Consider the following 21637-nt stretch of genomic DNA (forward strand, 5'->3'; position numbering starts at 1 on the left):
GCCGTCCTCAGCGCGGGACCCACCGCCCTCGCCGACGGGCCCGGCAGCGGGGTGGACTGCGGTGACTACATCTGCGAGGTGGAGGCCGACGACCCTGGCCAGGCCGGCAACACCACCCGGGGCCATGCGGGCAGTGAGCCGCAGGGCGGCAGCGGGAGCGGCACCGGCAGCAATCCGTGGACGTGTGTGTACGAGCTGCTTGCACCGCAGCCCCCGGCGGCTTCTCTGGACTGGGAAGGCCACACACCCGGCGACGGCGCGGTCTACGAGCAGACCTGCCACTACCTCGACAGCCTCAACACCGTGGTGCGCAATCAGTGGCTCGCCAACCCGCCGCCCGCAGCGGCTGCAGTTGACCCGGCCGTTCTGGCGCAGCGGGCTGTCGACTCCATGAAGCTGGCCGGACCCGACATCGCCAGTCCCCGCGCCGCGGGGAAGTATCTGGTGGGGATGCCGATGTGGGTGTGGGTCAACCAGAGCGCCACGACCTATGGGCCGAACACGGCGAGCGCGTCGGCAGGCGGCGTGACGGTCACGGCGACCGCGAAGGTCTCGAAGATCGTGTGGGCGATGGGCGACGGCGCTGTCGTGACGTGTGCCGGACCCGGCACGCCGTACACCGCAGCAGCGGGCAAGTCGGACTCTCCTACGTGCGGGCACACCTACACCCGGGCCTCCGCCGACCAGGCGGGAGGCCGCTACCGTGTCACGGCGACGTCGACCTGGACGATCGACTGGCAGGTGACCACGGGGGGCGGGGCACAGGCCGGGCAGCTCACCCAAACCCGGCAGACCCAGCTCCTGATCCCTCTCGCGGAACTCCAAGTTCTTAACTGACTCCCGGGGGCTGAGTCCCGGTCTTCGGTGCTCGTCGTCAGGCCGCACGCTGATCCGTCAGAGGGAATCGAGTTCGGGGAAACTCCGCAGCACAGCCTCGTTTTCCCCCTGCGCGGTGTCCTAGGTTCGAGGCCGGTGAGTGCCGTCATCGCCCTCACCGGCCTCCACTTGGTCCGGGAAGGGTGACGGCTCCACGGACCGCTCGGGCGCAATCGTTGCGGAGCTGATGCCCGAGAGCCAAGCACATCCCACGACGGGGTTCGGGGACGTCGGGCTCCGGCTCATTCGGGTCGGCACGACAGGATTGCGCCGCTGATGCGGCCACCACAGCCTCGCCGTACTCACACCAGACCGCCCCGTCCTCGCTGAAGGTGATGACGGCCCGTTGTCCTGGAAGGACAGGCCTTCCAGGACAACGGGGCACTGAGGGTCAGCCGAAGTTGTAGACGGTGACGGTCACGGATCCGCCTTCGGCGCTGATGGTGTACGTGCCGGGGCCCGTGTAGGGCACGCAGCCGTCGGCGAGGATGTCGTCGTCGTTGATACCGGTGTCGTCCTCTCCCACGAAGGCGCACACCTCAGTGACGGGGTGGGGGACGTACCGGTGCTCGGCGCCGCCGAACAGCGGATAGCGCGGCAGGGTGGGGGTGTTGATGTCTCGGTCCGGGTGCTCCCACAAGGCGGTCTGCTGGCCCCACGGCGCCCTCACGACGACTTCACCATAGGGCTCGGGCAGGTCGTTGTCGTCGCTCTCCCGCGGGTTGGAGAACGCGATCGAGTACGTGATGGGCCCTACATCCGCCCGGGCCTGAGCCTGGGCCGCGCCGACACTCGCTCCGCCGGCCAGCAGCAGGACCGTTGAGGCAACGACCGCCAGGCGCCCCGCACATTTGGAAAGCATCCCAATCCCCTCTCACTCCAAGTAGTCGAATGACTACGACGAGTACGCTAGGGGTTGAGTCAGGCCGCTTCGCCAGGCCACTGGGCAAACCCCCCGGAGGGATGGGACCGCAGCCCACCCCGATGGCCGTTCGCGCGGGCGCACACGCGCGTGAACTCCCACCCCGCCCCACTCCACGCACTCCAAGATTCACAAACAGCCATGGCACAAGGTCCGACGGCTGTCAGTCGCGCGCGCCCGGGCATCGACAAGGCAGGTACTGCGGCACCCGCGCGCCCCGCGCGCCATTCCCGTCAGCCGGTCAGGCGGCAGGTCTGCCAGCTGCGTCCGTCGCGGACCAGCGCCCCACGCTCCTCCAGGTTGACCAGGTGATAGGCCACCGACGCCGGGCTGCGCAGCCCGTGCTCCCGCGCCAGCTGCCGCACTGACAGCGCCTCGCCGCGGTCCCGGATGGAGTGGCGGATCGCGCGCAGGATCTCCTCCTCCCGCACGGTGGGGAGGAGGAATACCGCGCCGGAGACACCGACCGGGGGCACTGTGACGATTAGCAGGCCGGCGGCCAGCCCTCCCGCCAGTGTCCAGTCCATGTTGCCCCCGCTGGTCGATCGCCCGGCCAGTATCTGTGTCCCGGCCGGTGGTGGGGGCGTCCTGCGACGAGATGTTCATGAGCAGCAGGCGCAGTCAGACCTAGGTCGGGCGCAGCAGGCTTTGTCCTGCAGACGTCGCGTCCTTCCCTGATGGCGAGGGCGGCGACCGGGTCGGCCCAGGACCAGCCGAGGGGGCACTGAGGAGCAGGCTGACCAGGAGCACGGCCGAGGGATAGGTGCACAGCGGGGTCTGCTTTGAGCCGGCTGAGGCGGAGCTGAGTTCGCCCCTGTCTGAGACTCAACGGCCTAACCCTGGCAGGCAGCTCGGCTGCGACGTCGTCGGCAGCAACCAGCCCCTCGCTCACGCAGCAGTCCACTTCAAGCCGAACTGGGCGCCCCGGCAGGGTTCGTGTCGGTCCGGCTGATGGTCAGTGATGGGCGTGGACGACGGCGTGGCCCTTGCCGCGGCCGATCATCCACTTGTTGACCGGGGTAGTGATTAGGAAGGCGATCGCGAAGCCTCCGAGCAGGGCGGACCAGAACAGCCCGTCGGACAGTTGGGCCTCCATAGCGCCCGGGACAAGGGCGATGATCCCGTTGTCGACCAGTTCCATCACGGCGATCGAGACGGTGTCGGCGGCCAGCGCCACCTTGATGGCGGCTTTGAGGTCCAGGCCGGCCCGGCGTACCGCGAAGAGGGTGAAGGAGTAGCCGAAGACGAACGCGAGCACGATCGCCAGGATCATGGTGGGCACGTTGCCCCACATGAGGGCGGTGCCGATGACCATGCCGAGGATCTCGCCGATGGCGCATCCGGTGAGGCAGTGCAGGGTTGCCTTGACGGCGGTTTCCCAGGAGGCCCCAGCATGCGTGTTCTGCTCTGCGTGGCCGTGGTGACCTTCGTGGGCGGCGTGGTCGTGCACGCTGCCGGCGGGGTGAGCGCTGTGGTCCATGACCTTCCCCAATCCTGTCGAGTGTGGCTCGTTCTCGGAGCCGCACAGCGATTAACTGTATACCCCCCTGGGGTATTCCAGCGAGGCGGGCCTGACGGCCGCAGCTGTGCGAGGCTGACCTCCGCGCAGGCGTCTTGTGTGGGTGCGCAGGGCATTGGGTGACCTTGAGCATGGCTTTCGGTTCAAAACACCTGCGGCAAGCGCCTGGTCTGCGGTGTTAGGGAGAGAGCGGAAGCAGGTCAGCTCCCGCTCTCCGCAGTGTGCGCCTGCGCCTCAGTGCACGTGCGGCCCGCCGCTCATCTGCGGCTTGCCACGCGGTACGAGGGTCAGGGCCGCTGCGGCGCTTCCCGCCGCTGCGATGGCACAGACCGTGAAGGCGTCCGTGAATCCGCCGACGAAGCCGGAGTCGATGCCTGAGGCGGCAACCGTGGAGACGACCGCGACGCCGATCGAGCCGCCCACTTCATGGAACGTGTTGACGACCCCCGAGGCGAGGCCAGCCTCGTGCTGGTCCACCATGCCCAGTGCCGTGGTGGTGGCGGTGACGAAGACCGCGCCGAGGCCGAAGCAGGCCACGACGAAGCCGGGCATCAGGCCCGCGTACACGCTGCCTTCGGTGGACAGCCGAGCCAGCGGCATAGATCCGAGGGCGGCGATTGTCATACCGGTCATGGCGACGGCGCGGCTGCCGATCCTGCCGACGAGGCGGGAGGCGATGTGGGCGCCGAGGCCGGTGGCCACGGCTGCGGGAAGGAACACCAGGCCGGTCTTCAGGGGGCTGAAGCCGCGGAGGTGCTGAAGGTAGACCGAGCCGAGGAAGAAGTACGCGATCAGCAGGGCGGTGGCGATGAGCATCAGGAATGCACCCGCCAGGACCGGGCGCCGGGTGAACATCCGCAGGTCCATGAGCGGGGCCGGGCCGACCCGCTCGACCACGGCGAAAGCGGCGTACAGGGCGGCGGCGGCGGCCAGCGGTGCGAGTGTGGCCGTGCCGCTCCAGCCCGCGTCGCCGGCCTCGACCAGGCCGTAGATGAGCGAGGCGGTGCCCGCGGTGACGAGCAGTGCGCCCGGTACGTCGAGCCGGGCCGGTTGCGGGGCACGGGCGGGGATGAGTGCCGGCACAGTCGCCAGGAGGGCGAGTCCAATGGGGACGTTGACATAGAAGACCCATTGCCAGCCGGGGCCGTCGGTCAGCGCTCCGCCGATCAGGACGCCTGCCGCCGCGCCCGAACCGCCGAGCGCGGCCCACACGCCGAGCGCCTTGTTGCGTTCTGCGCCGTGGAAGGTGGTGGTGACGATCGACAGTGCCGCGGGTGAGAGGAGGGCGGCTCCGACACCTTGGGCGATCCGTCCGCCCAGGAGCATCGCCGCGTTTGCGGCGAGTCCGGTGACCAGGGAGGCGGCAGTGAAGACGGCGAGTCCGGCGAGGAGGGTGCGGCGGGCGCCGAGGGCGTCGGCGAGGCGGCCGCCGAGCAGCATCAGTCCGCCGAAGCACAAGGTGTACGCCGTGACCACCCACGTCAGTGTTTCCCGGTTGAGGCGGAGGTCGGCGGCCATGTCGGGCAGCGCGACGTTCACCACGGTGACGTCCAGGATCAGCATGAATTGTGCGGCGCAGATGAGCGCCAGCGCCGCCCAGCGGCGGCGGTCGGCCGCAGGGTGATGGCGTTGTTCCGGCGCGTGGTGCGTGTGGCTTGCGGAGTGGGTCATGGCGCGTCCTTGTCGCGAGGGCGGAAGAGGTACGGAAATGGGTGGAGACGAGAGCGGCGGCGTGGCCGAGCCCGGTGGCGTCGACCGTGGCGCCTTGGCCGGGGCCAGGCCGCCGGCGAAACACCTCCGAGGGCGCCGCCGAAGGCCTACTCGTCAGGCAGGCAGGTGACGTTCGGCTCGCGGCGGCGACCGTGCCCATCTAAGGCAGGCTCACGCTGAGGGCGGCCGAGGTGCGCAACACCTCACGGTGGCCGGTGGAGCCCTTGGGGCAGGTTGAGACGGTGTTAGGTCGCGGCTGCCGGACCTCCTGTCCAACGGGGTAGGGAGACGGGTGAGCCCTCGAAACTGAACTGTACGGCTCAGTACACATGAACTCAACTGTTCAGTTCAGTCAATTGCTAGGATCGGCCCATGAGCGTGGACAGCGTCAAACAGCCCCCCAGCGGACCCCGCGCGGAACTGAAGCGGCAGGCCATCGTCCGGGCGGCCCGTGAGCTGTTCCTGCGGGACGGCTTCGGTGTCGGCATGGACGCCATCGCCGCCGAGGCGGGCGTGTCCAAGGTGACCGTCTACAACCACTTCGGCAGCAAGGAAGCGCTGTTCACCGCGGTCATCACGAGCGCACTCGACGAACCCCTCGGCCACGCCTCCTCGGCCGCGCTCGAAGGGCTGCCGGAAGCGGAGGACCTGCGCTCCGCCCTGATCGACGCCGCCCGCACCTGGGTGCACGCGGTCAGCACCAACCAGGATGTCGCCGCCCTGCGTAACCTGGTCGCCGCCGAGCAGCACCGCTTTCCCGAGCTCGGCAGGGCCTGGAACGGCCACGGGCCGGAGGGTCACCATCCGGCCGCGGCCGACGCCCTGCGCACACTCGCGGACCAGGGCCGGCTGGTCATCCCCGACCTGGAGACCGCGATCATCCAGCTCTACGCGCTACTGGTCTTCCCCCACATGGTCTTCAGCACCTACGGCACCCACATCGAGGACAGCCTCACGGACCGCCTCATCGTCAGCGGGGTGGACATGTTCCTCGGGCACTACGGTCCGGGGCGGAATCGCTGAGGCCGGCCCCGGACCGGGAACCGCAGGTTCAGGACCCGTAGGCCACGAGCGCCATCATCCCGGCCTCGCCGTGGTAGGCGTTGTGGCAGTGCAGCATCCACTGGCCGGGGTTGTCCGCGTCGAAGACGACGGACACCTTCTTCTTGGGCAGCACGATGGTGGTGTCCTTGCGCGGACCGGTACCGCCGAGCTGGTAGGTGTGGCCGTGCAGGTGCATCGGGTGCCACATGTCCGTGGTGTTGACGAAGTCGAGCCGGACGCGCTGGCCCTCTTCGACCAGCAGCGGGTTCGCGGTCGGATCCGCCATGCCGTACCGCTTGCCGTTGATGGCCCAGTCGTACTTGGCCATGCTGCCGGTCAGTTCGACGCGGTGGACCCGGTCGGCCTTCCTCGCCTCCAGCCGTGCCTCGCCGGCCGCGCGCAACTGCGCGGCGGTCACGATCCGGCCGCCCAGTTCGGCCGGTCGTACGGTCGGCTTCGGCGCGCTTCCCGTTCCGGTGCGCATCAGGGCCATGCCGGTGGCGTCCTTGCCCTCGGCGAGCGCAACGAGCGGGAAGACGCCGTCGCCGAGGGTGACCAGGACGTCGTACCGCTCGCCCATGCCGATCAGCAGTGCGTCGACCTGCTGGTGCTCCACGGGAAAGCCGTCGGTGTGGGTGATGGTCAGCTTGTGGCCGGCGAGCGCCACCCGGTAGGCGGTGTCGCCGCCCGCGTTGATGATCCGCAGGCGGACACGCTTGCCCGGCCTGCCGGCATAGACGGCCGGGTCGGTCGGCACCCGTCCATTGACCAGGTGGTACGGGTACTTCACGTCCCCCGCGTCGCCGCCGAGCAACTGGCTGGTGGCGCCCATGAGCATGAACTTCATCGGCATGCCGTCGCCGGAGGACGCAGACGGCGACGCCGTCGTCTCGTCCATGCCGGAGCCGCTCATTTCCATCCCGCCCATGTCCCCCATGTCGTGGCCGGATGAGCCGGCCGAACCGGAGGGAGTCGAGGCGTCGCCGGAACCGCCCATGTCCATGCCGCCCATGCCCTGCCTGAGTTCGGCGAAGGCTTCGTCGGGCGTGCCGGTGACACCGTCGAGCCAGTCGTCGAGGACGACGACCCATTCGTCGTCGTAGGACAGCTGCTCCCTGGGGTCCTCGACGATCAGCGGCGCGTACAGGCCGCGGTCGAGCTGGGCACCCACGTGCGGGTGGAAGAAGTACGTGCCGGGCGCGTCGGCGATGAAGCGGTACGTGAAGGTGGACCCGGCTCGCACCGCCGTCTGGGTGAGCGGCGGTACGCCGTCCATGTCGCTGCGCAGGGCGATGCCGTGCCAGTGGAGGGAGGTCGTGGTCTGGCCGGGCAGCTGGTTGGACAGTTCGGCGGCGAGGGTGTCGCCGGCCGAGATACGGATCTCCTTGCCGGGGGCCCGGCCGCTGAAGGCCCAGGACTTCGCCATGATGCCGCCGCCCAGGTCGAGCATGCCGGGAGCGGCAGTCAGGTTGAGACGGTGCACCCTGCCCGTGCTGGTCCGCTTCTTCTCCGTGCGGGCGACCTGGGAACCGGAGGGGCTCAGAAGCGAGGGGCTACTGAAGGTGTCGTTGCTGCAGGCGGCGAGCAGGCCGGTACCGGCCGCGCCCAGTCCGGCGAGCAGGACGGAGCGACGGTTGATGCTGTTCACGAAAAGGTCCTCTTCTCGATGCGCATGAGGCGGTCGGGGGTGGTCCGGGCACGGCTCGCCGACGTCCTGGGACGCGGGAAGCCGTGGGACGCGGCCTATATGCGCAGTTGAGACAGGAGAGACAGATCGGGTGGCGCACGATTCACAGAGCGTGCGGTGCCCACGCCCGTGATCGCCGCGATCAGGGGCGTGACGGGCGGGGCTGCCGACTCGGGCGGCGCGGTGATCTGTACGCCATTGATGCCGGCAGCCATGCAGAGCTGCATGGCCATGGAAGGGCAGGAGGCGCCGTCGAAACCGTGCACGGCAACGCCCGCTGCCGACGAGCCCGTGTGGAGGTGGGCGGCAGAGGCTGAGACAGGTCCCGACATGACATGCGGTGCAGTCGGCATCGCGGTGACCGGCGAGTCGGACAGCCCGTGGTGGAGCAATACGGCGATGACGGCGCACAGCGTGACCAGCACACCGCGGACCCAGCGGGCGGTACCGCCGGTCTGTGGCCCAGGCAACTCTCGTACCGTCATCAGCAGCGTCCGTACTCACATCGCGGACCGCCCATTATACCCCGTACGGGTATAGGAGTAGATCAGCGAAACCGGGAAGCGGGTCCGCCGGACGACGGTGTCGCTTACGAACTGGCCGAGTGCGGACCGTGGGCGGAGTGGTGCCCTGGGGGGTGCAGCGGCTGTGCGCTGCCGTCGGCATGCCGGGGAGTCCCCGCATCATCGGCAGCGCCGGGCCGCACCCCGGCCAGGGTGACCGTGACCAGGCGGCGCACCGCAGCCTCGGAGGACAGGTCACCGGCCGCGGCCAGGGCATGCAGGCAGTAAGTCGCGAGTTCACCGGGCGGAATGTCGTCGCGGACATCGCCAGCCCACGCGCAGCCGGGCGGTACCTGGTCGGGATGCCGATGTGGATGTGGGTCAACCAGAGCCCGACCACCTACGGGCCCAACACCGCGAGCGCATCGGCAGGCGGCGTCACGGTCACCGCGACCGCGAAAGTCTCCAAGATCGTATGGGCGATGGGCGACGGCGCTGCCGTGACGTGTGCCGGACCCGGCACGCCGTACACCGCGGCGGCCGGCAAGTCGGATTCTCCTACGTGCGGGCACACCTACAGCCGGACCTCCGCCGACCAGGCCGGAGGCCGCTACCGGGTCACCGCGACGTCGACCTGGACCATCGACTGGCAGGTCACCACAGGGGGCGGTGGACAGGCCGGCCAGCTCACCGAAACCCGCCAGACCCAGCTCCTGATCCCTCTCGCGGAACTCCAGGTCCTCAACTGACCACCGGCAGCGGAGCAGCCCCGGCGCGCTGTCGCCTGGATCAAAGTCGCGGCCGGTATCCATCGCTAGGTGCAATGTTGGTTGAGGCCGAATCCCCGCGGGGCTACGCAGCCGTTCGGCTGATGGCTTTCGGTGGCGCGTGCCAAAGTGGTCGTCGCCGGACGCCCGGCTGCTCCCCCTCTCAGTGGGGATGGGCCGCACAACTAAAACGTCGCATCCTGCTCCCGGCCTCTGGCCGGGATGGCCCAACGTAGGGCGTCAGCGGTTACTGCTCCCCGCGTGAGCAAGGATACGAAAGCTCCACCTGGTCAAGGGTGGGGCTTCGCACTTCTACGGACGGGCCGCCTGGCTTTATGCACGAGTAGTGCCGTCCGTTGTTCACGGGTTTGGGAGGCACTCAGATCCACGGTCGGGTGATGATCACGAGTTGCGACAGCACTGGGGTACTTGTCAGGGCAGCATCGGGATGCTCTTGCTGCAAGGTGCTGGTCATGCCGCGATGTTGCGGTATACGACCGCCTGGTCGACAAGTTCGTCTGAGGTGGGCGGACTCTCAAGAGTCGAGTGCCGCCTGCTGCGCCCACGCACCCTTGCGGTCCAGCTCACGTGCGCGGATCCACCGCCCGCGCACCTGAGTGCCGTCCGCGAGCGTCACTCCAATGGTCATGGCAACGGGGCGGGCCTTTCCGCGCAGTTCCTGCCGATCCAAAAGGTCCTCGGTCTCGAAGCGGAGTCCTCCGAACGCTGGCAACGCATAGTCGAGGTCGGCGTCAGGCTCGGTCAGTTCAGCCGGCTCGTCGGTGACGCGGGCGAACTCACCTCGGAGCGTCCGCCAGTTGACCGTGTACCGGCAGTAGAGGTGGACGCCAGTAATCGTGGTGTCGGTCTGGCTGCGGTTGATGACGTGCACTCGAAAGAGGTTGCGGACCTGGTCGGGTGAGGCGACACGCCTCCTCTCGATGATGTTGTACGTCACGAGAACACGGACCCGCGGCCGGGTGCGCCGGTAGTTCAGTACGGAGACCAGCATGTTGGCCCCCGTGAACAGGGCGCTCACAGAGGCCACGATGATGGCGACGACAGACACCTGCATGAACGGATTCTGCGGCGTGAGCCTGGCGGACTGCCCCCGATTTGAGCTGAAATTGCGGATCCGCTCAGCTGTCGCCGGGGTGGATCCGGAGCAACCTGCACCCGGGCAGCAGGGTCCCCGATGCCCCTATCCAAGCTGAAATCTTTCAGGACAGATCGTCGATGAGCCCGAAGCCCTCCGGGAACTCCTCCAGGAACTCACGGCGAGCGGGGTTGGTCTCGGCAGCTGCCATCTCCCCGAGCAGGGCGATCAGCTCCTGCTGCTGATCATTTGGCAGCGTGCTGATCACGTGGGCGACGCCCTCCATCACCTTGACCGCATCGTCCTGGTCCATCTGCTCGTCTTCACTGCCGTCGATGAACCACAGGACATCGACCAAAGCCTCGGCCAAGGCGTGACTCAGGGACGGGTACGAGGACGTCACGAGGGCCTCCCAGCGGATCAACGGCAGAGTCCGGCCATCCCACCACACACCACTGACATCACTATCCGTGAGCCTCCGCAGAAAGTGGACCAGAGCCTGAGATTCAGCAGCAGTTGAGCGTTTGCCTGCCGGGGATTGTTCACGAGAAGTAGCAGCGGTGCTGTGTCGCCCAACCGGGCAGGCCGATCGGCGTCCGTGGAACCGGACGGGCGAGGTTGCGCAGCTAAGTCGGCCCCGGTGCAGGATGCGCACCACCTTCACGAACCGGCAGACACTCGACTCACCAGACCCAGGTGAGTGTCGAAGCACCTCGCCGTCCCGGCCGCACCAGTTCTCGGCGCCCCCACCAGCAGGTCACCGACTCCCCTATCCGTCACAGCACACGGATTCAAGATCTCGCGCGGCCAGGAAGCTACCAGCTCGCAGCCATCGAATACGCCTGCCCAGAAGGCGAAAGTGCTGCCCACCGAGCGGGGTTGCGCAGCTAACCACCGCCCCCACCACCATGCCTGCCACACCCGCTGCCGCATCCGATGCTGTCCCCCGCCCCCGCCACCACCACAAGCGGTGACACACCCATGCCCTGCTCACCGCACCCCGCCAGGAGCCGACCATGAACACCCCGACACTGCCCAGCCTTCTCTCCGGCCTCGCCGCCGGAAGCTCGGCCCTCACAGACGCCCCGTGGTGGATCATGATTCCGCTCCTGCTCCCCGCCTTCCCTGCCCTGGCCTCGAGCATCGCCACCCTCGCCACCGCCTACTCCGACAACCGTGCCGCCGCCATGCGGCTGCGACACGAAGACCGCTTCCTCGATGACCCGGACCGCCACCGGGCGGGCCTGGACCACATCGCCCGCATGCGCCAGACCATTGCCCTCCCTCCGCCCCCGGACCCCGCGGCACCCACACACCAGCCGGCCGAACCACCAGTCCCTCCCCCGTGACGTCTGTCTCTGACAGAGGATCTCGACCGTTTGTCAGGTGAGTTTGACCAGTGCTCGGTTCCTGTCACCCGATCTCGGCCAGCGGCCAACGCTCGGTGAGGGACGGTGGGATCAGTGGTTGCGGAATGGTTCCCAGGGGTCGGGTAGGGGAGCGCTGGGGTCCTCGCCTTCGGTGGACAGGCCGACGTAGGCACGGAGGGCGGGGTAGGTGCCGGGGAGGCCGTACTGGGTGAACTGCTCGTGAAGGTCTGAGCCGAACGGCACGGGCTGGAAGTCCTCGGCGGTCAGCAGCTCGGCCAGGACCTTCAGCAGCTTCTGGCGTCCAGGGGAGAGCTCGGTGAACACCGTTGTGGTGTCCGTGGGTTCGAACAGTGCTTCCAGCAGGTTCTCGGCGCGGACTGCCAACGCGCGGGGCACGACTCCGGTCTTCTCGAGATGGGGCAGGGCGCGGACGATCTCCAGGAGAACCCCGTCCGGGTCCTCGGTGGCGCCCATCAGGTGCAGCAGGCTTCGGACGGTGTAGCTGTGCAGGTCGCCAGCATGGTGGGCGGTGGCGGACTCGAGGGCCGGCCCGGCGCCGAAGGCCGCCAGCTCGGCGGCGATGCGCTCCGCCGGCGGCAGGCCGGGCGCGGCAGCCGGGTGCGCGACCAGCAAGCGGGTCAGGGCGGTGGCGGCGGCCCAGCGCGGCAAGGGGTGCTCGTGGTCGAGGTGGTGCCGGACCCGGCCGTCCGAGTCGTGGTCGGCGAGCAGCCCGACCGCGACGAGGATCGTGGCGACGCAGACTGGGTCCCGCTCGGTGTCGAGGCAGGCCAGCAACGGGAGCAGGATGGCGTCGGCCTCCTCGGGGAACCAGCCGAGGAGGTACGCGGTCTTGGTGCGGATCTCCGGGTCCCGGTCGCCGAGCAGTTCGAGCAGGACGGGAAGCTGGGCGCGGACCGCGTCATAGGAGCGCAGTGCACCCTCGCGGGCATCGACGGGGTGCCCGGCCGCACAATACGCCCGCCCCTCGCGCAAGTTCTTCAGCCGCTCCTCGTCGGTCTCGGCGGCGATCTGCTCGTCGTACCAGCGCAGATTTTCTTCGGGACTGACGGCTGCGGCGCGCCACGCGGCGGTGTCGATGCCGAGCGGGAGGTTGTACTCGTCGTGCCAATCAATAGCCAGACGGGTCAGCAGCAGCAGCGCGTCGGCCCGGGCACCGGCCGGCCCTGCGACAGCGATTCGGGCGAGGAACGGCACGGCATACGGAGAGGCCGAGTACCGCGTGCCCTGGTGGAAGATGTTGCTGAACAGGCTGCGGAAGGCGTTCTCCCGGGCCTCCTGGTCCGGCCCGCACACCGTCCGGAGCTGGCCGGGCACGTTCTCGGCGCTGCCGTAGGCGTGCCCTAGGGCTGCCCAGTCGATGTCGTCCAGCCCTGCCAAGAGATCGTCGGATCGTTTCATGATCCGTATGCTCGCAGGGACCGCTGACACCGATCCCGCAGACGAGCTGTCTCCTTGAGCCCAGCGGCCAAACTCACCTGTCAATCGGTCAAGATCGCCTGTCAAAGGACAACGTCCTCCCTGATGGAAACGGCAGGCGCGTACACCTAGAATCAAATATGTGTTCGATGGCCTGCCGGAGGACCTGCCCCGTCGCTACGGGTGTGGCACACCCTCTGGCTGGGCCGCATCGATGCGAAGATCGCCGCCGTGCAGCAGCGGCAGGCAGAAGCCGAGCAGGGCCGGCGCCGCCGTCCCGAGCCGCCGCAATGGACGGTCGAGCTCGGCATCGGCGCCGGCCGCCCACCGGTCCAGGTCCATGCCGGTGACTGTCATATGGCGGGCAAGCGACGCCGCCCGGTGGGGCGTGACGAAGCACGCCGCCTCCTCGCCGGCGGCCTGCGGCCCTGCACCCACTGCCGCCCCGACACCAGCTCGACATCCCCGGCTTGCCCCGCGGCACCACCCCGGCCCTCCCCCACCGTCCCCTGCCGCAAGGACACCAGCGCCATGAGCACTCCCCCGCCCCCGCCTCCCATTGCAGACCCTGACCCGTCCGCGTTCGTCTGCCTGGGCAGCCAGGTCGGCCCCTGCGCCACCTGCCAACGCAAGACCCACAAGTACGGCCACGGCGGCAACCCCCTCTGCCAGTGGTGCATGGCACCCGTCCTGGAAGGCTGGGGACCGACCGCCCGCCACACCAGCACCCGCGCCTGACCGACCAGCATCCGCAGCCACCCCCTGTGTCCGGCCGTTCGTGGTGACGCCCGAACGGGATGGCCGTCCGGTGGAAGGGATCCTCGGTGACGTGGCACCTGCCCCAGCCGATGCTGACCGCCCCGACCGCCGACCCCGCCTTGCCACCTGGGTGGGCGGCTGAGCAGAAGTGGGACGGCTACCGCGCCCAGATCGCCCGCTACGCCGACGACCGCGTGCTCCTGCGCTCCCGCCGCGGCACCGACATGACCCCCTCGTTCCCCGAGATCCAGACGGCGGCCGCACAACTGCCCGGCGACACCGGCCTGGACGGGGAACTGGTGACGTGGGAGGAGGGCCGGCTCGCTTTCGAGCGGCTCCAGCAGCGACTGCCCCGACGGGAAAGTGCCGCGGTGGCGGCCGCGACGCGATGGCCCGTCCACGACCGCCCCCGACACCGCCCGCGAATGGCTGGACTGGACAGCCGCCGGCATGGAAGGACTGTGCTTCAAACGGCCCACCGAGCCCTACCGGCCCACCGCCAGGACCTGGCGCAAGTACAAAGTCCGTGCCACCCACGACGCCATCGTCGGCGCCGTCACCGGCCCGCTCAGCGCACCCTCGTCACTCCTGCTCGGGCGCTACGACACCACCGGCCAGCTGAACTACATCGGCCGCACCACCACCCTGCCCCAGACCACCGCCCGCACCCTCGCCGGACACCTCACCCCAGCGGTTGGGCACCCGTGGGAGGGCTGGACGTTCTCCGCCGGCTGGGGCAGCCGGGAGATGCTGAATGTCACGCTGGTGGAGCCTGGGCTGGTGGTGGAAGTCAGCGCCGACGTCGCCCGGCGGCGCGGATCCCGATAGCGGGGCCGCCGTGCTCGGAGGAGCAGGCGCAGAGGACCGACCCACGCCACCCGCGACGGGAATCCGGTCAGCGTCTGAACTCCCCTGCGTCTAGCAAACGATGGTATGCGATATGAGCTGTTCGGATGCGGACGGGCGATGCGAGAGATAGCTTCTTGGTCCGGTCGGACGAGGCATGACGATGCATGTATGGGGGCGTTGTGGCGGCGGTGGAGTCAGCGGTCGGTCACCTGTGCGCGCAGGTGGTGCACAAGGTGCCACAGGTGAGCGAGCAGCCCGATGATGAGGCGCAGCCCAACGTTTGGGCGATCTGACCCGTGACCGGGGATACCTATAACGGTCCGACGCCTCTACAACTGGGCAACCAGAACATCCAGACCAATTACTACCAGGGCCGGCCGCGGCCACTGGCGTCATGGCCGCATCAGGTCGGGGTGATGCCGTCGCGGGCGGATTGCTTCCAGGACCGTGCCGAGGCAGCACGATTGCGACAGGTATTGGCGGGCAGGGGCACGGCAGCGTTCGGCGAAGCCGCGCACGTGCTGACTGGCGGGGTACTAGCCGGTCTTGGCGGGGTCGGCAAGACACAACTGGCTGCGGCCTACGCCCGCACCGCCTGGTCGGCGGGCGAGGTGGACCTTCTGGTGTGGCTCACTGCGAACACCCGCAGCGCGGCCGTGGACGTCTACGCGCAGGCGGCAGTCGAGGTGCTGGGCGTCGATGCCGAGGATCGCGACAAAGCCGCGAAGGCGTTCCTGGCGTGGTTGGAACCCAAAGCCGAGGCCGCGCCTTGCCGTTGGCTGGTGGTTCTGGACGACGTGCAGAGCCTGAACGACCTGACCGGTTTGTGGCCGCCGCCCAGCTCTCAAGGGCGGACCTTGGCCACCACCCGCCGCCGCGATGCCGCCCTGACCGGCCAGGGCCGACGCCGTATCGACGTCGGCGAGTTCACCTCCGCCGAAGCCGCCGGCTACATCACCGCCGCGCTGGCCGCCCACGACCGTACCGAACCAGCCTCCGACGTCGCCGGGCTCGCCGCGGATCTGGGCCGCCTGCCACTGGCTCTCTCCCAAGCCGCCGCCTACCTGATCGACGCGGGCCAGAGCTGCGCCGCCTACCGCACGATGCTGACTGACCGCGCCGCCCTGACACTGGCTGAGCTGACCCCTGATGTCCTCCCGGACGGCCAGGAGCACACCATGGCCGCCGCCTGGTCTCTCTCCGTTGAGTACGCCGACCAACTACGCCCGGTAGGCCTGGCCCGCCCCATGCTCCAACTTGCCGCATTCCTCGACCCCAACGGCATCCCGACGAGTGTCCTCACCAGCCCACCCGCCATAGCCCACCTTGCCGCCCACCGCGCAAATACCCCCGCCGATGACGTTCCACCGCTGTCCCCGCACGACGCCAACGGCGCCGTGCAAGCCCTGCATCGCCTCAGCCTCCTGAACGCACCTGACCCCGCCAGCGCGCGCGGCAGGCCGTCCGGGCTGGTGCGCGTCCATCAGATCGTGCAGCGTGTCACCCGCGACGACCTCACCCCAGCCCAGTACGGCCAGACTGCTCGCGCTGCCGCAGACGCCCTGATTTCCGCATGGCCCCAGCCTGAACGCGACACCGTTCTCGCCCAGGCGCTGCGGGCATGCAGCACCGCACTTGCCGCCTGCGCGGAAGCCCCCCTCCATCACCCGGACGCCCACCCGGTTCTGTCCCGGACCGGCTACAGCCTGGGCGAATCCGGCCAGGTGTCTACTGCGGTCGAGTACTTCCGGCACCTGGCAGCCACCACCCGACACCACCTCGGTCCTGATCACCCCGATACCCTCGTCACACGCACCGACCTCGCCCGCTGGCAGGGGGCAGCCGGGGACGCAGTTGGTGCCGCCGCAGCGACCGCCGACTTACTGGACGACATACGGGGGGCCTTGGGCCCCGACCACCCTGACACCCTGGCCACCCTCAGCAATCTCGCGCACTGGCGGGGAGAGGCGGGTGACGCGGCCGGCGCCGCGTCAGCGGCTGCCGACTTGCTGGGCCATGTACTGCGGGTCCTGGGCCCCGACCATCCCCACACCCTCGCTGCCCGCAACAACCTCGCATACCGGCGGGGAGAGGCGGGGGACGCAGCCGGCGCCGCGTCAACGACCGCTGAACTGCTGAACCACGTGGTGCGGATCCTGGGCCCCGACCACCCCCACACCCTCCTCACGCGCAGCAACCTCGCCCTCTGGCGGGGGAATTCGGGGGATGCGGCCGGTGCTGTCGCGGCCTACGCGGACCTACTGACCGACCAGGAAAGGGTGCTGGGTCCCGAACACCCCGACACCCTCACTACCCGCCACAACCTGGCCGCGTGGCGGGGGGAGGCAGGTGATGCGGCCGGCGCCGCGGCGGCCTACGCGGAACTGCTGACCGACCGGGAACGGGTGCTGGGCCCCGAACACCCCGACACCCTCATCACCCGCGGCAACCTCGCAGTCTGGCAGGAAGTACTCGAAGAGCGTTCTGGTGCAGCGGATCGAACCTCGAGAGGTTCCTGAGCGCCTCACGCTCGCCGCAACCACAAGTTCCTGCGTGAGCTGAGCTGGGGCTTCCCGGAGCCAGAGGACTCCCCTCTCAAGACACCCCCCCGCCGACGCGGTGCTCAGCACTGCCGCAAGGCCGACGCCACACCTCCGCGGGCGCGGAGCGGACGAACAAGTTCACCACCATGATCCTCCGGCTCAGTGACGAGGTGATCCGCGCGAGCATGGCACCTCCCTCACCCAGTCGAGGAAGCGGCCCAAGGCCGAGGCATAACGCCTGACACGGTGGCTACGTCTACACGACAGGTCAGGCAATGCTCCGCCTGTGACCGGCCTGCGGGTGTGCGCGGCCGGGCCACCGTCAAGCAACTGATGCAGGAGGGACGGCATTTCATCGGGTTCCTCCTGTAGTGAAGGCGGCGCGGTGGTCCTGCGCCCAGGTGGCGTACGTACGTGCCGGGCGGCCCAGCAGCCGCCGTACGGTGTCGGTGGTGGGCCCGGCTTCGCGGGCGTAGTCGGCCAGCGAGCCGAGCAGCCGGTCGGGCATCTCGTCGGGCAGGCCGGCGGCGAGCATGCCGCGGCGGATCTCGTCCGGTGCGGCCTCGACGAAGGACAGTGACCGGTCGAGCGCCGCGCCGAGCGCGGCGACCTTCTCCGGCTGGCTCAGCGATCCGCTTCGACACCGAGATCCGCCGGATCGTCTGCACGACCAACGCCATCGAGTCCGTCAACGCCAGGATCCGTCGGGCGGTCAAAGCCCGCGGTCACCTCCCCAACGAGCAGGCCGCGTTGAAGTGCGTCTACATAGCGATCATGTCGCTCGATCCCACCGGAAAGGGCCAGGCTCGCTGGACCATGCGCTGGAAGACCGCACTGAACGCGTTCGACATCACCTTCGACGGCCGCCTCTCAGCAGCCCGTCAGTAACCCTCAACAACCCCAGTTACACCGCTCGTTTGACAGACCCTGGTCAGGGCGGGGGTCCAGTCCGTGTCGATCGCCTGCTGCGCCGCGGCGAGGGTGATCTGGCCGGCGCAGACCGCGGTGCAGGCTGCGATCACGATGCAGGCCCCGGCTCCCGCCGCCATGGTCAGGCTCTGGTCGTAGCTTCACCGCAGGCGCGTCGGCCTACTCCTCATCACCGCCGCCGCACTCAGCGTCGGCCAGGCAACACCCTGCGGGACGTGGTGCCCTGTCAGTGCCGTCCCTTACGCTCCGTTCTTGATCAAGTAGTTCAGAGGGAGAGGGGACGCGGAGGGGCGGAAACGCATGGAGCGACGGGCCCGTATCAGCGTGATCTGGCGGCCACGTTCCGACAGGCCCAGGAAGACGAACTGGCCCGGGACAGCCACGGTTTCGAGGGCCGGTCCGTCGAGGAACTGTGGCGCGCCCCGGAGTGGCAGGAGTACATCTTCACGGGTGGCACGGAATCCGTCCTGGACTTCCCTCTCATGATCGAGGCCGCGGACACCGACGACGGTCCGTTCATGCGACCGCTGACGGAGGATGAGGTGCGTGCGTGGGCTCCTGACTGCCGACCCACGTACGAGGAGTGGGATGCCGCTCTCGATGTGGAGCGGTTGGACTTCCCAGGCCGCGCAGGGGAACTGCACGGTGCTTTACCGCGACGGCAGGCCTGCGCTTATCGGCTACTGGGGAGTGACCGCCGACTAGGGGAGCGGGTAACACTTTGTGGGGTGCTCCAGAGGGCAGTGAGCCCTGCTGCGCCACTCGCGGAGCTGCCTGACCCGTTGACCGGTCGGCCACGGCGCATTCAGGCCAGCTTGGGCGGCTCGTGCCGTTCCTCGTACCAGGCGGGAGCGTTCTTCTTGAACTTGCGATGCGGTGGCGTCATCACGCGGCCGCCGGTCTGTGCGCCCATGCCCTGGTAGCCGGCGTCCGCGAGGATCTCCATGAACGGGCCGTCGGCCAGGAGCTGGGCCAGTCCGAGCTGTCGGGCCTGGGTGATGTCGGCGCAACTGCCCGGCCGGACCGGGCTGCAGAACAGCACGTGCCCCTCGGCGTCGGTGAGGACCATGGTCTTCACAGCGTTCTGCTTGGTCTTGCCGGAGACAAACTTGTCCCGGTCCTTGCGACCTGCGACCGGGCGTCGAACGTGGATCTCCGTGCCGTCGATGATCCCGGTCTGGCCACCGGCCCTCCGGTACTCGATGACCTCGGCGAGGGTGCGCAGCCGGACGTCCGGGGCGACGGTGCAGCCCCGTTGCGCGAGCAGCGGCCGTATCTCGCCACAGCTCTTCGTGCTCGGCTGGCTGTGCGAGGCACTGGTCGCGGTCGACGCCCACATCGGACCAACCACTTTGCCTGAAGACTCACCCTCCGTAAGGGGTACCGGCCATACCGGCCAATGCCCCGCACCAGGTGCGGCGGTTCCCTTCCACGGTGCGCAGACACTCCCAGCAGGCGGAGTCAGCCGGCTTCCTGACAGCGCGCTACAGCTGTCGTGAGCCGTCAGCCGCCTGTGCTGATCAGTCCCGGGTTCTCCCACCGGAGGGTGCAAGATGAAGTGTCCGGGTACCCGCCCAGCACCAGATGGTCAACGTGGGACGGCAGCGGAAAAGCGTCCAGTGATGCACGAGGCTCCTTACCTGTCAGCGATCCGCTGGCCACCATCTTGTTGTCTGCGCTGAGATACCAGCCGAGATTGCTGCTGCGGTCGTTGCACTTGCTCCGCACCAGTGCACCCTGGATGGATTTCAGACCGTCGTTCTTGCGGCCTCCGCCAGGGCTCATCGCGACGTCGTTAGTGGTGGAGGCAACGTGGTCGTTGAACGACCACGTCCACGTCACCTGTCCCTTTGCCGTGGTCACGACTGGTCGCTGCCCGGAAACCACTAACAGGTCTTGTTGGTGTGGTGTTCGATCTCCCGACGTGGCGATCACCAGGCCCACAGTGCCAGCGCATGCCATGACCAGGAGGATCACCGCTGTTGCTCTGCCTCGGGTTGTGCGCAGGAAGGCGAAACCGGGTCGGCGCAGGTGCTTCCACCAGGGTTCTCGGGTGAAGTAGTTGTTCATCAAGTTCCAGCTGCCAGCCTGGACAGCAGTCGTCCCGTTGAAGGAACTGCCGAGCACCTCAGACGACGGCATGGACCCGCTGGGGCGGGGCGCGGAGAAGGCGACCAGAGCCTCGGTGAGGACAGCGCGCATACCCGGCCCCACGCAGTCCAACGCGTCGAGAAATCGCGTCTCCCACGCAATCTCCTCGCGAGCGCGCCGGGCTCCACCGCTCTCCGCATGCAGCAAGGCTTCAGCCGTCGCATCAAGCCGGCGTGTCACGCTACGAACCAGACGGTCTTCATCGCCGGCAAGCAGTTCCGTCACACTCTTGCACGCTGTAGCCCACCTTTCGGTGCCCACTGACGCCACCAGCGCAACAGCGGCCAGCCGTGCAGCCCCTTCCGGTCCCACAGCCATGTCTGCTTCCCCTCCAGGTGCCCTTGCCCGCACGCTAACTGCCCAAGAGCCCCCTTGGCGGCGGCAATAGAGATCTGGAGGTGTCTGCGCTTGCGCACTCGCCCCTGCGCCTTCCCGCCAGTCACGCCAACGGCACGCTCCGGTCAGCACGGACCACGGTTGTGTTCTGTTCACGCTCCAGCTGCCGCAGTTCGCCAGCCCGCACCACGAACCTGGCGGGAGGAGCACCGCCCTGCACTCGGCGGCCGACGTGGACCTCGCGGTCGCCCTCTTCCTGCGGGAGGTGACGGTGCTGGCCGCGTCGATGACGTCCTGCTCTGACCGGGTCCCGCCGCGGCTGTACGGCGCCCCGTACGGGGCCCCGGGCGCCGAGTCAGCCGGATGGATCAGCCGGTGCCGTAGACGGCGCACAGCAGACGATGGTGCACCGCTTCATGGTCTGTTCAATGCCCCCGACCACAGGCCCGACCACCGCAGGTCACAGCGTTGCGCAGACATTGCGGACGCCGGGGCGACCGCAGGCGATTCGGTCAACGACGCCCAGAACCGGGACGAGCACCCCGGCTCGGGCCGGGAGCGGCTGCGCTGGGCGGACCTGGCCAAATGCATCGGCGATCTGGTCGTGCCGCAGGGCCTGTACCCCTGCTTTCGCTGCTTCCCCTCGATGAAGGGGTCGGACATCCAGCCGGGCTCCATCGAAGGGCCGGCCGAGGACAGTCTCGACCGGCCGACATGGGACCAGCTGATCCGGTTCCTCACCATGCACAGCCCCCAGGGGGCGGACACCGCCTGCCTGGCGTATTACAACCCGATCATCACGCGGGACTTCGAAAAGGGGCACGTCCGCTCCGGCCGCCTGGGCGACGCCCAGTCCCTCTTCGACCACCCGGACATCCTGTACACCCCGTCCAACCTGTGGGCTGCGGACCGCTCCTGGGCCATCTGCACCGACCACGACCTCTGGGCACCGAAGGCTGCGGCCCCCGCCCGCTTGTTGAAGCGCTGCTCGCGGACCTGGAGATCGAAGCCATCCGCCTGCCCTGGAGCAGCTGGTGACGTGCCGGGCGCCGCGACACGGTGAACCATTCCGGTCACGGCGCTGGCCACCCCGGCCACTCCCGAGTTCCCGAGGGAGTGGCCCGCTCGGGACCCTGAG

21 protein-coding genes and 3 pseudogenes are annotated in these 21637 nt (G+C 68.8%); 11 read left to right on the forward strand and 13 right to left on the reverse strand.

All coding sequences use genetic code 11. The features are described from left to right. Nucleotides 1-78 precede the first annotated feature (78 nt). Entirely contained in the window at nt 79-837 is a 759-nt protein-coding gene (locus OHU34_RS03345; protein WP_405764578.1) for an ATP/GTP-binding protein, read from the forward strand. 430 nt (nt 838-1267) lie between these two features. On the opposite strand, the gene OHU34_RS03350 is transcribed toward OHU34_RS03345, so the two are convergent. The 4 genes from OHU34_RS03350 to OHU34_RS03365 form a co-directional block, all read right to left on the reverse strand. Further along, the gene (locus tag OHU34_RS03350; RefSeq protein ID WP_405764580.1) at nt 1268-1738 is read right to left on the reverse strand and encodes a hypothetical protein; all 471 of its coding nucleotides are present in this window, start codon (nt 1736-1738) and stop codon (nt 1268-1270) included. A 293-nt stretch (nt 1739-2031) separates the two neighbouring features. Continuing rightward, nucleotides 2032-2325: a hypothetical protein gene (locus OHU34_RS03355; RefSeq protein WP_405764582.1), complete on the reverse strand. Its 294-nt coding sequence runs from the start codon at nt 2323-2325 to the stop codon at nt 2032-2034. A gap of 428 nt (nt 2326-2753) precedes the next feature. Then, nucleotides 2754-3278 carry a DUF4396 domain-containing protein gene (locus OHU34_RS03360; RefSeq protein ID WP_142270650.1) on the reverse strand — a complete coding sequence of 175 codons (525 nt, stop codon included), beginning with the start codon at nt 3276-3278 and terminating at the stop codon, nt 2754-2756. Nucleotides 3279-3551: 273 nt separating this feature from the next. Next, nucleotides 3552-4988, reverse strand: coding sequence for an MFS transporter (locus tag OHU34_RS03365; RefSeq protein ID WP_142270651.1), 1437 nt, complete (start codon nt 4986-4988; stop codon nt 3552-3554). Between the two features lie 411 nt (nt 4989-5399). On the opposite strand from OHU34_RS03365, the gene OHU34_RS03370 reads away from it, so the two are divergent. Then, nucleotides 5400-6050: a TetR/AcrR family transcriptional regulator gene (locus OHU34_RS03370; RefSeq protein ID WP_142270652.1), complete on the forward strand. Its 651-nt coding sequence runs from the start codon at nt 5400-5402 to the stop codon at nt 6048-6050. A 28-nt stretch (nt 6051-6078) separates the two neighbouring features. On the opposite strand, the gene OHU34_RS03375 is transcribed toward OHU34_RS03370, so the two are convergent. Continuing rightward, nucleotides 6079-7719, reverse strand: a complete 1641-nt coding sequence (locus OHU34_RS03375) for a multicopper oxidase family protein (RefSeq protein WP_405764585.1) — start codon at nt 7717-7719, stop codon at nt 6079-6081. A 95-nt stretch (nt 7720-7814) separates the two neighbouring features. Further along, nucleotides 7815-8243 carry a DUF6153 family protein gene (locus OHU34_RS03380; protein ID WP_405764588.1) on the reverse strand — a complete coding sequence of 143 codons (429 nt, stop codon included), beginning with the start codon at nt 8241-8243 and terminating at the stop codon, nt 7815-7817. Between the two features lie 137 nt (nt 8244-8380). On the opposite strand from OHU34_RS03380, the gene OHU34_RS03385 reads away from it, so the two are divergent. Further along, complete coding sequence (locus OHU34_RS03385) at nt 8381-9010, forward strand: hypothetical protein (protein WP_235034835.1); 630 nt, start codon at nt 8381-8383, stop codon at nt 9008-9010. Nucleotides 9011-9563: 553 nt separating this feature from the next. Here OHU34_RS03385 and OHU34_RS03390 read toward each other — a convergent pair. Together OHU34_RS03390 and OHU34_RS03395 are read right to left on the reverse strand one after the other, a co-directional pair. Further along, nucleotides 9564-10103, reverse strand: coding sequence for a hypothetical protein (locus tag OHU34_RS03390; protein WP_142270655.1), 540 nt, complete (start codon nt 10101-10103; stop codon nt 9564-9566). Between the two features lie 145 nt (nt 10104-10248). Then, complete coding sequence (locus tag OHU34_RS03395) at nt 10249-10527, reverse strand: hypothetical protein (protein WP_200840143.1); 279 nt, start codon at nt 10525-10527, stop codon at nt 10249-10251. A gap of 613 nt (nt 10528-11140) precedes the next feature. Between OHU34_RS03395 and OHU34_RS03400 the strand changes: the two genes are divergently transcribed. Next, nucleotides 11141-11473, forward strand: coding sequence for a hypothetical protein (locus tag OHU34_RS03400; RefSeq protein ID WP_142270657.1), 333 nt, complete (start codon nt 11141-11143; stop codon nt 11471-11473). Nucleotides 11474-11584: 111 nt separating this feature from the next. Here OHU34_RS03400 and OHU34_RS03405 read toward each other — a convergent pair whose 3' ends face one another. Both OHU34_RS03405 and OHU34_RS03410 read right to left on the reverse strand, forming a co-directional pair. Further along, nucleotides 11585-12913 carry a HEAT repeat domain-containing protein gene (locus tag OHU34_RS03405; protein ID WP_405764592.1) on the reverse strand — a complete coding sequence of 443 codons (1329 nt, stop codon included), beginning with the start codon at nt 12911-12913 and terminating at the stop codon, nt 11585-11587. A 195-nt stretch (nt 12914-13108) separates the two neighbouring features. Beyond that, nucleotides 13109-13273, reverse strand: coding sequence for a hypothetical protein (locus tag OHU34_RS03410; RefSeq protein ID WP_160160086.1), 165 nt, complete (start codon nt 13271-13273; stop codon nt 13109-13111). Between OHU34_RS03410 and OHU34_RS03415 the strand changes: the two are divergent. From OHU34_RS03415 to OHU34_RS03435, 5 genes and pseudogenes are all read left to right on the forward strand, one after another. Next, a pseudogene (locus OHU34_RS03415) lies at nt 13241-13324 on the forward strand (DUF6233 domain-containing protein); the annotation flags it as partial. The gene OHU34_RS03410 and the pseudogene OHU34_RS03415 sit on opposite strands and share 33 nt — an antisense overlap. Nucleotides 13325-13462: 138 nt before the next feature. Beyond that, the gene (locus tag OHU34_RS03420) at nt 13463-13669 is read left to right on the forward strand and encodes a hypothetical protein (RefSeq protein WP_142270739.1); all 207 of its coding nucleotides are present in this window, start codon (nt 13463-13465) and stop codon (nt 13667-13669) included. Between the two features lie 110 nt (nt 13670-13779). Beyond that, nucleotides 13780-13998, forward strand: a pseudogene (locus tag OHU34_RS03425) (ATP-dependent DNA ligase); the annotation flags it as partial. 142 nt (nt 13999-14140) lie between these two features. Further along, complete coding sequence (locus OHU34_RS03430) at nt 14141-14518, forward strand: hypothetical protein (protein ID WP_235034847.1); 378 nt, start codon at nt 14141-14143, stop codon at nt 14516-14518. A gap of 317 nt (nt 14519-14835) precedes the next feature. Then, nucleotides 14836-17058 (forward strand): tetratricopeptide repeat protein, encoded by a 2223-nt coding sequence (locus tag OHU34_RS03435; protein ID WP_405764595.1) that lies wholly within the window; start codon nt 14836-14838, stop codon nt 17056-17058. A gap of 376 nt (nt 17059-17434) precedes the next feature. Here the strand turns inward: OHU34_RS03435 and OHU34_RS03440 are convergent, their stop codons facing one another. Beyond that, nucleotides 17435-17617, reverse strand: coding sequence for a hypothetical protein (locus OHU34_RS03440; protein WP_235034837.1), 183 nt, complete (start codon nt 17615-17617; stop codon nt 17435-17437). 101 nt (nt 17618-17718) lie between these two features. Here OHU34_RS03440 and OHU34_RS03445 point away from each other — a divergent pair. After that, nucleotides 17719-17970 (forward strand): annotated as a pseudogene (locus tag OHU34_RS03445) (transposase); the annotation flags it as partial. A gap of 847 nt (nt 17971-18817) precedes the next feature. Here OHU34_RS03445 and OHU34_RS03450 read toward each other — a convergent pair. Together OHU34_RS03450 and OHU34_RS03455 are read right to left on the reverse strand one after the other, a co-directional pair. Beyond that, nucleotides 18818-19351, reverse strand: coding sequence for a transposase family protein (locus tag OHU34_RS03450; RefSeq protein ID WP_235034838.1), 534 nt, complete (start codon nt 19349-19351; stop codon nt 18818-18820). A 164-nt stretch (nt 19352-19515) separates the two neighbouring features. Further along, nucleotides 19516-20388 carry a hypothetical protein gene (locus OHU34_RS03455; RefSeq protein ID WP_405764598.1) on the reverse strand — a complete coding sequence of 291 codons (873 nt, stop codon included), beginning with the start codon at nt 20386-20388 and terminating at the stop codon, nt 19516-19518. 343 nt (nt 20389-20731) lie between these two features. Between OHU34_RS03455 and OHU34_RS03460 the strand changes: the two genes are divergently transcribed. Beyond that, nucleotides 20732-21562 carry a hypothetical protein gene (locus tag OHU34_RS03460; RefSeq protein ID WP_405764601.1) on the forward strand — a complete coding sequence of 277 codons (831 nt, stop codon included), beginning with the start codon at nt 20732-20734 and terminating at the stop codon, nt 21560-21562. Nucleotides 21563-21637 lie beyond the last annotated feature (75 nt).

This window comes from Streptomyces sp. NBC_00080 (assembly GCF_045041255.1).
GTDB lineage: Bacteria > Actinomycetota > Actinomycetes > Streptomycetales > Streptomycetaceae > Streptomyces > Streptomyces coriariae.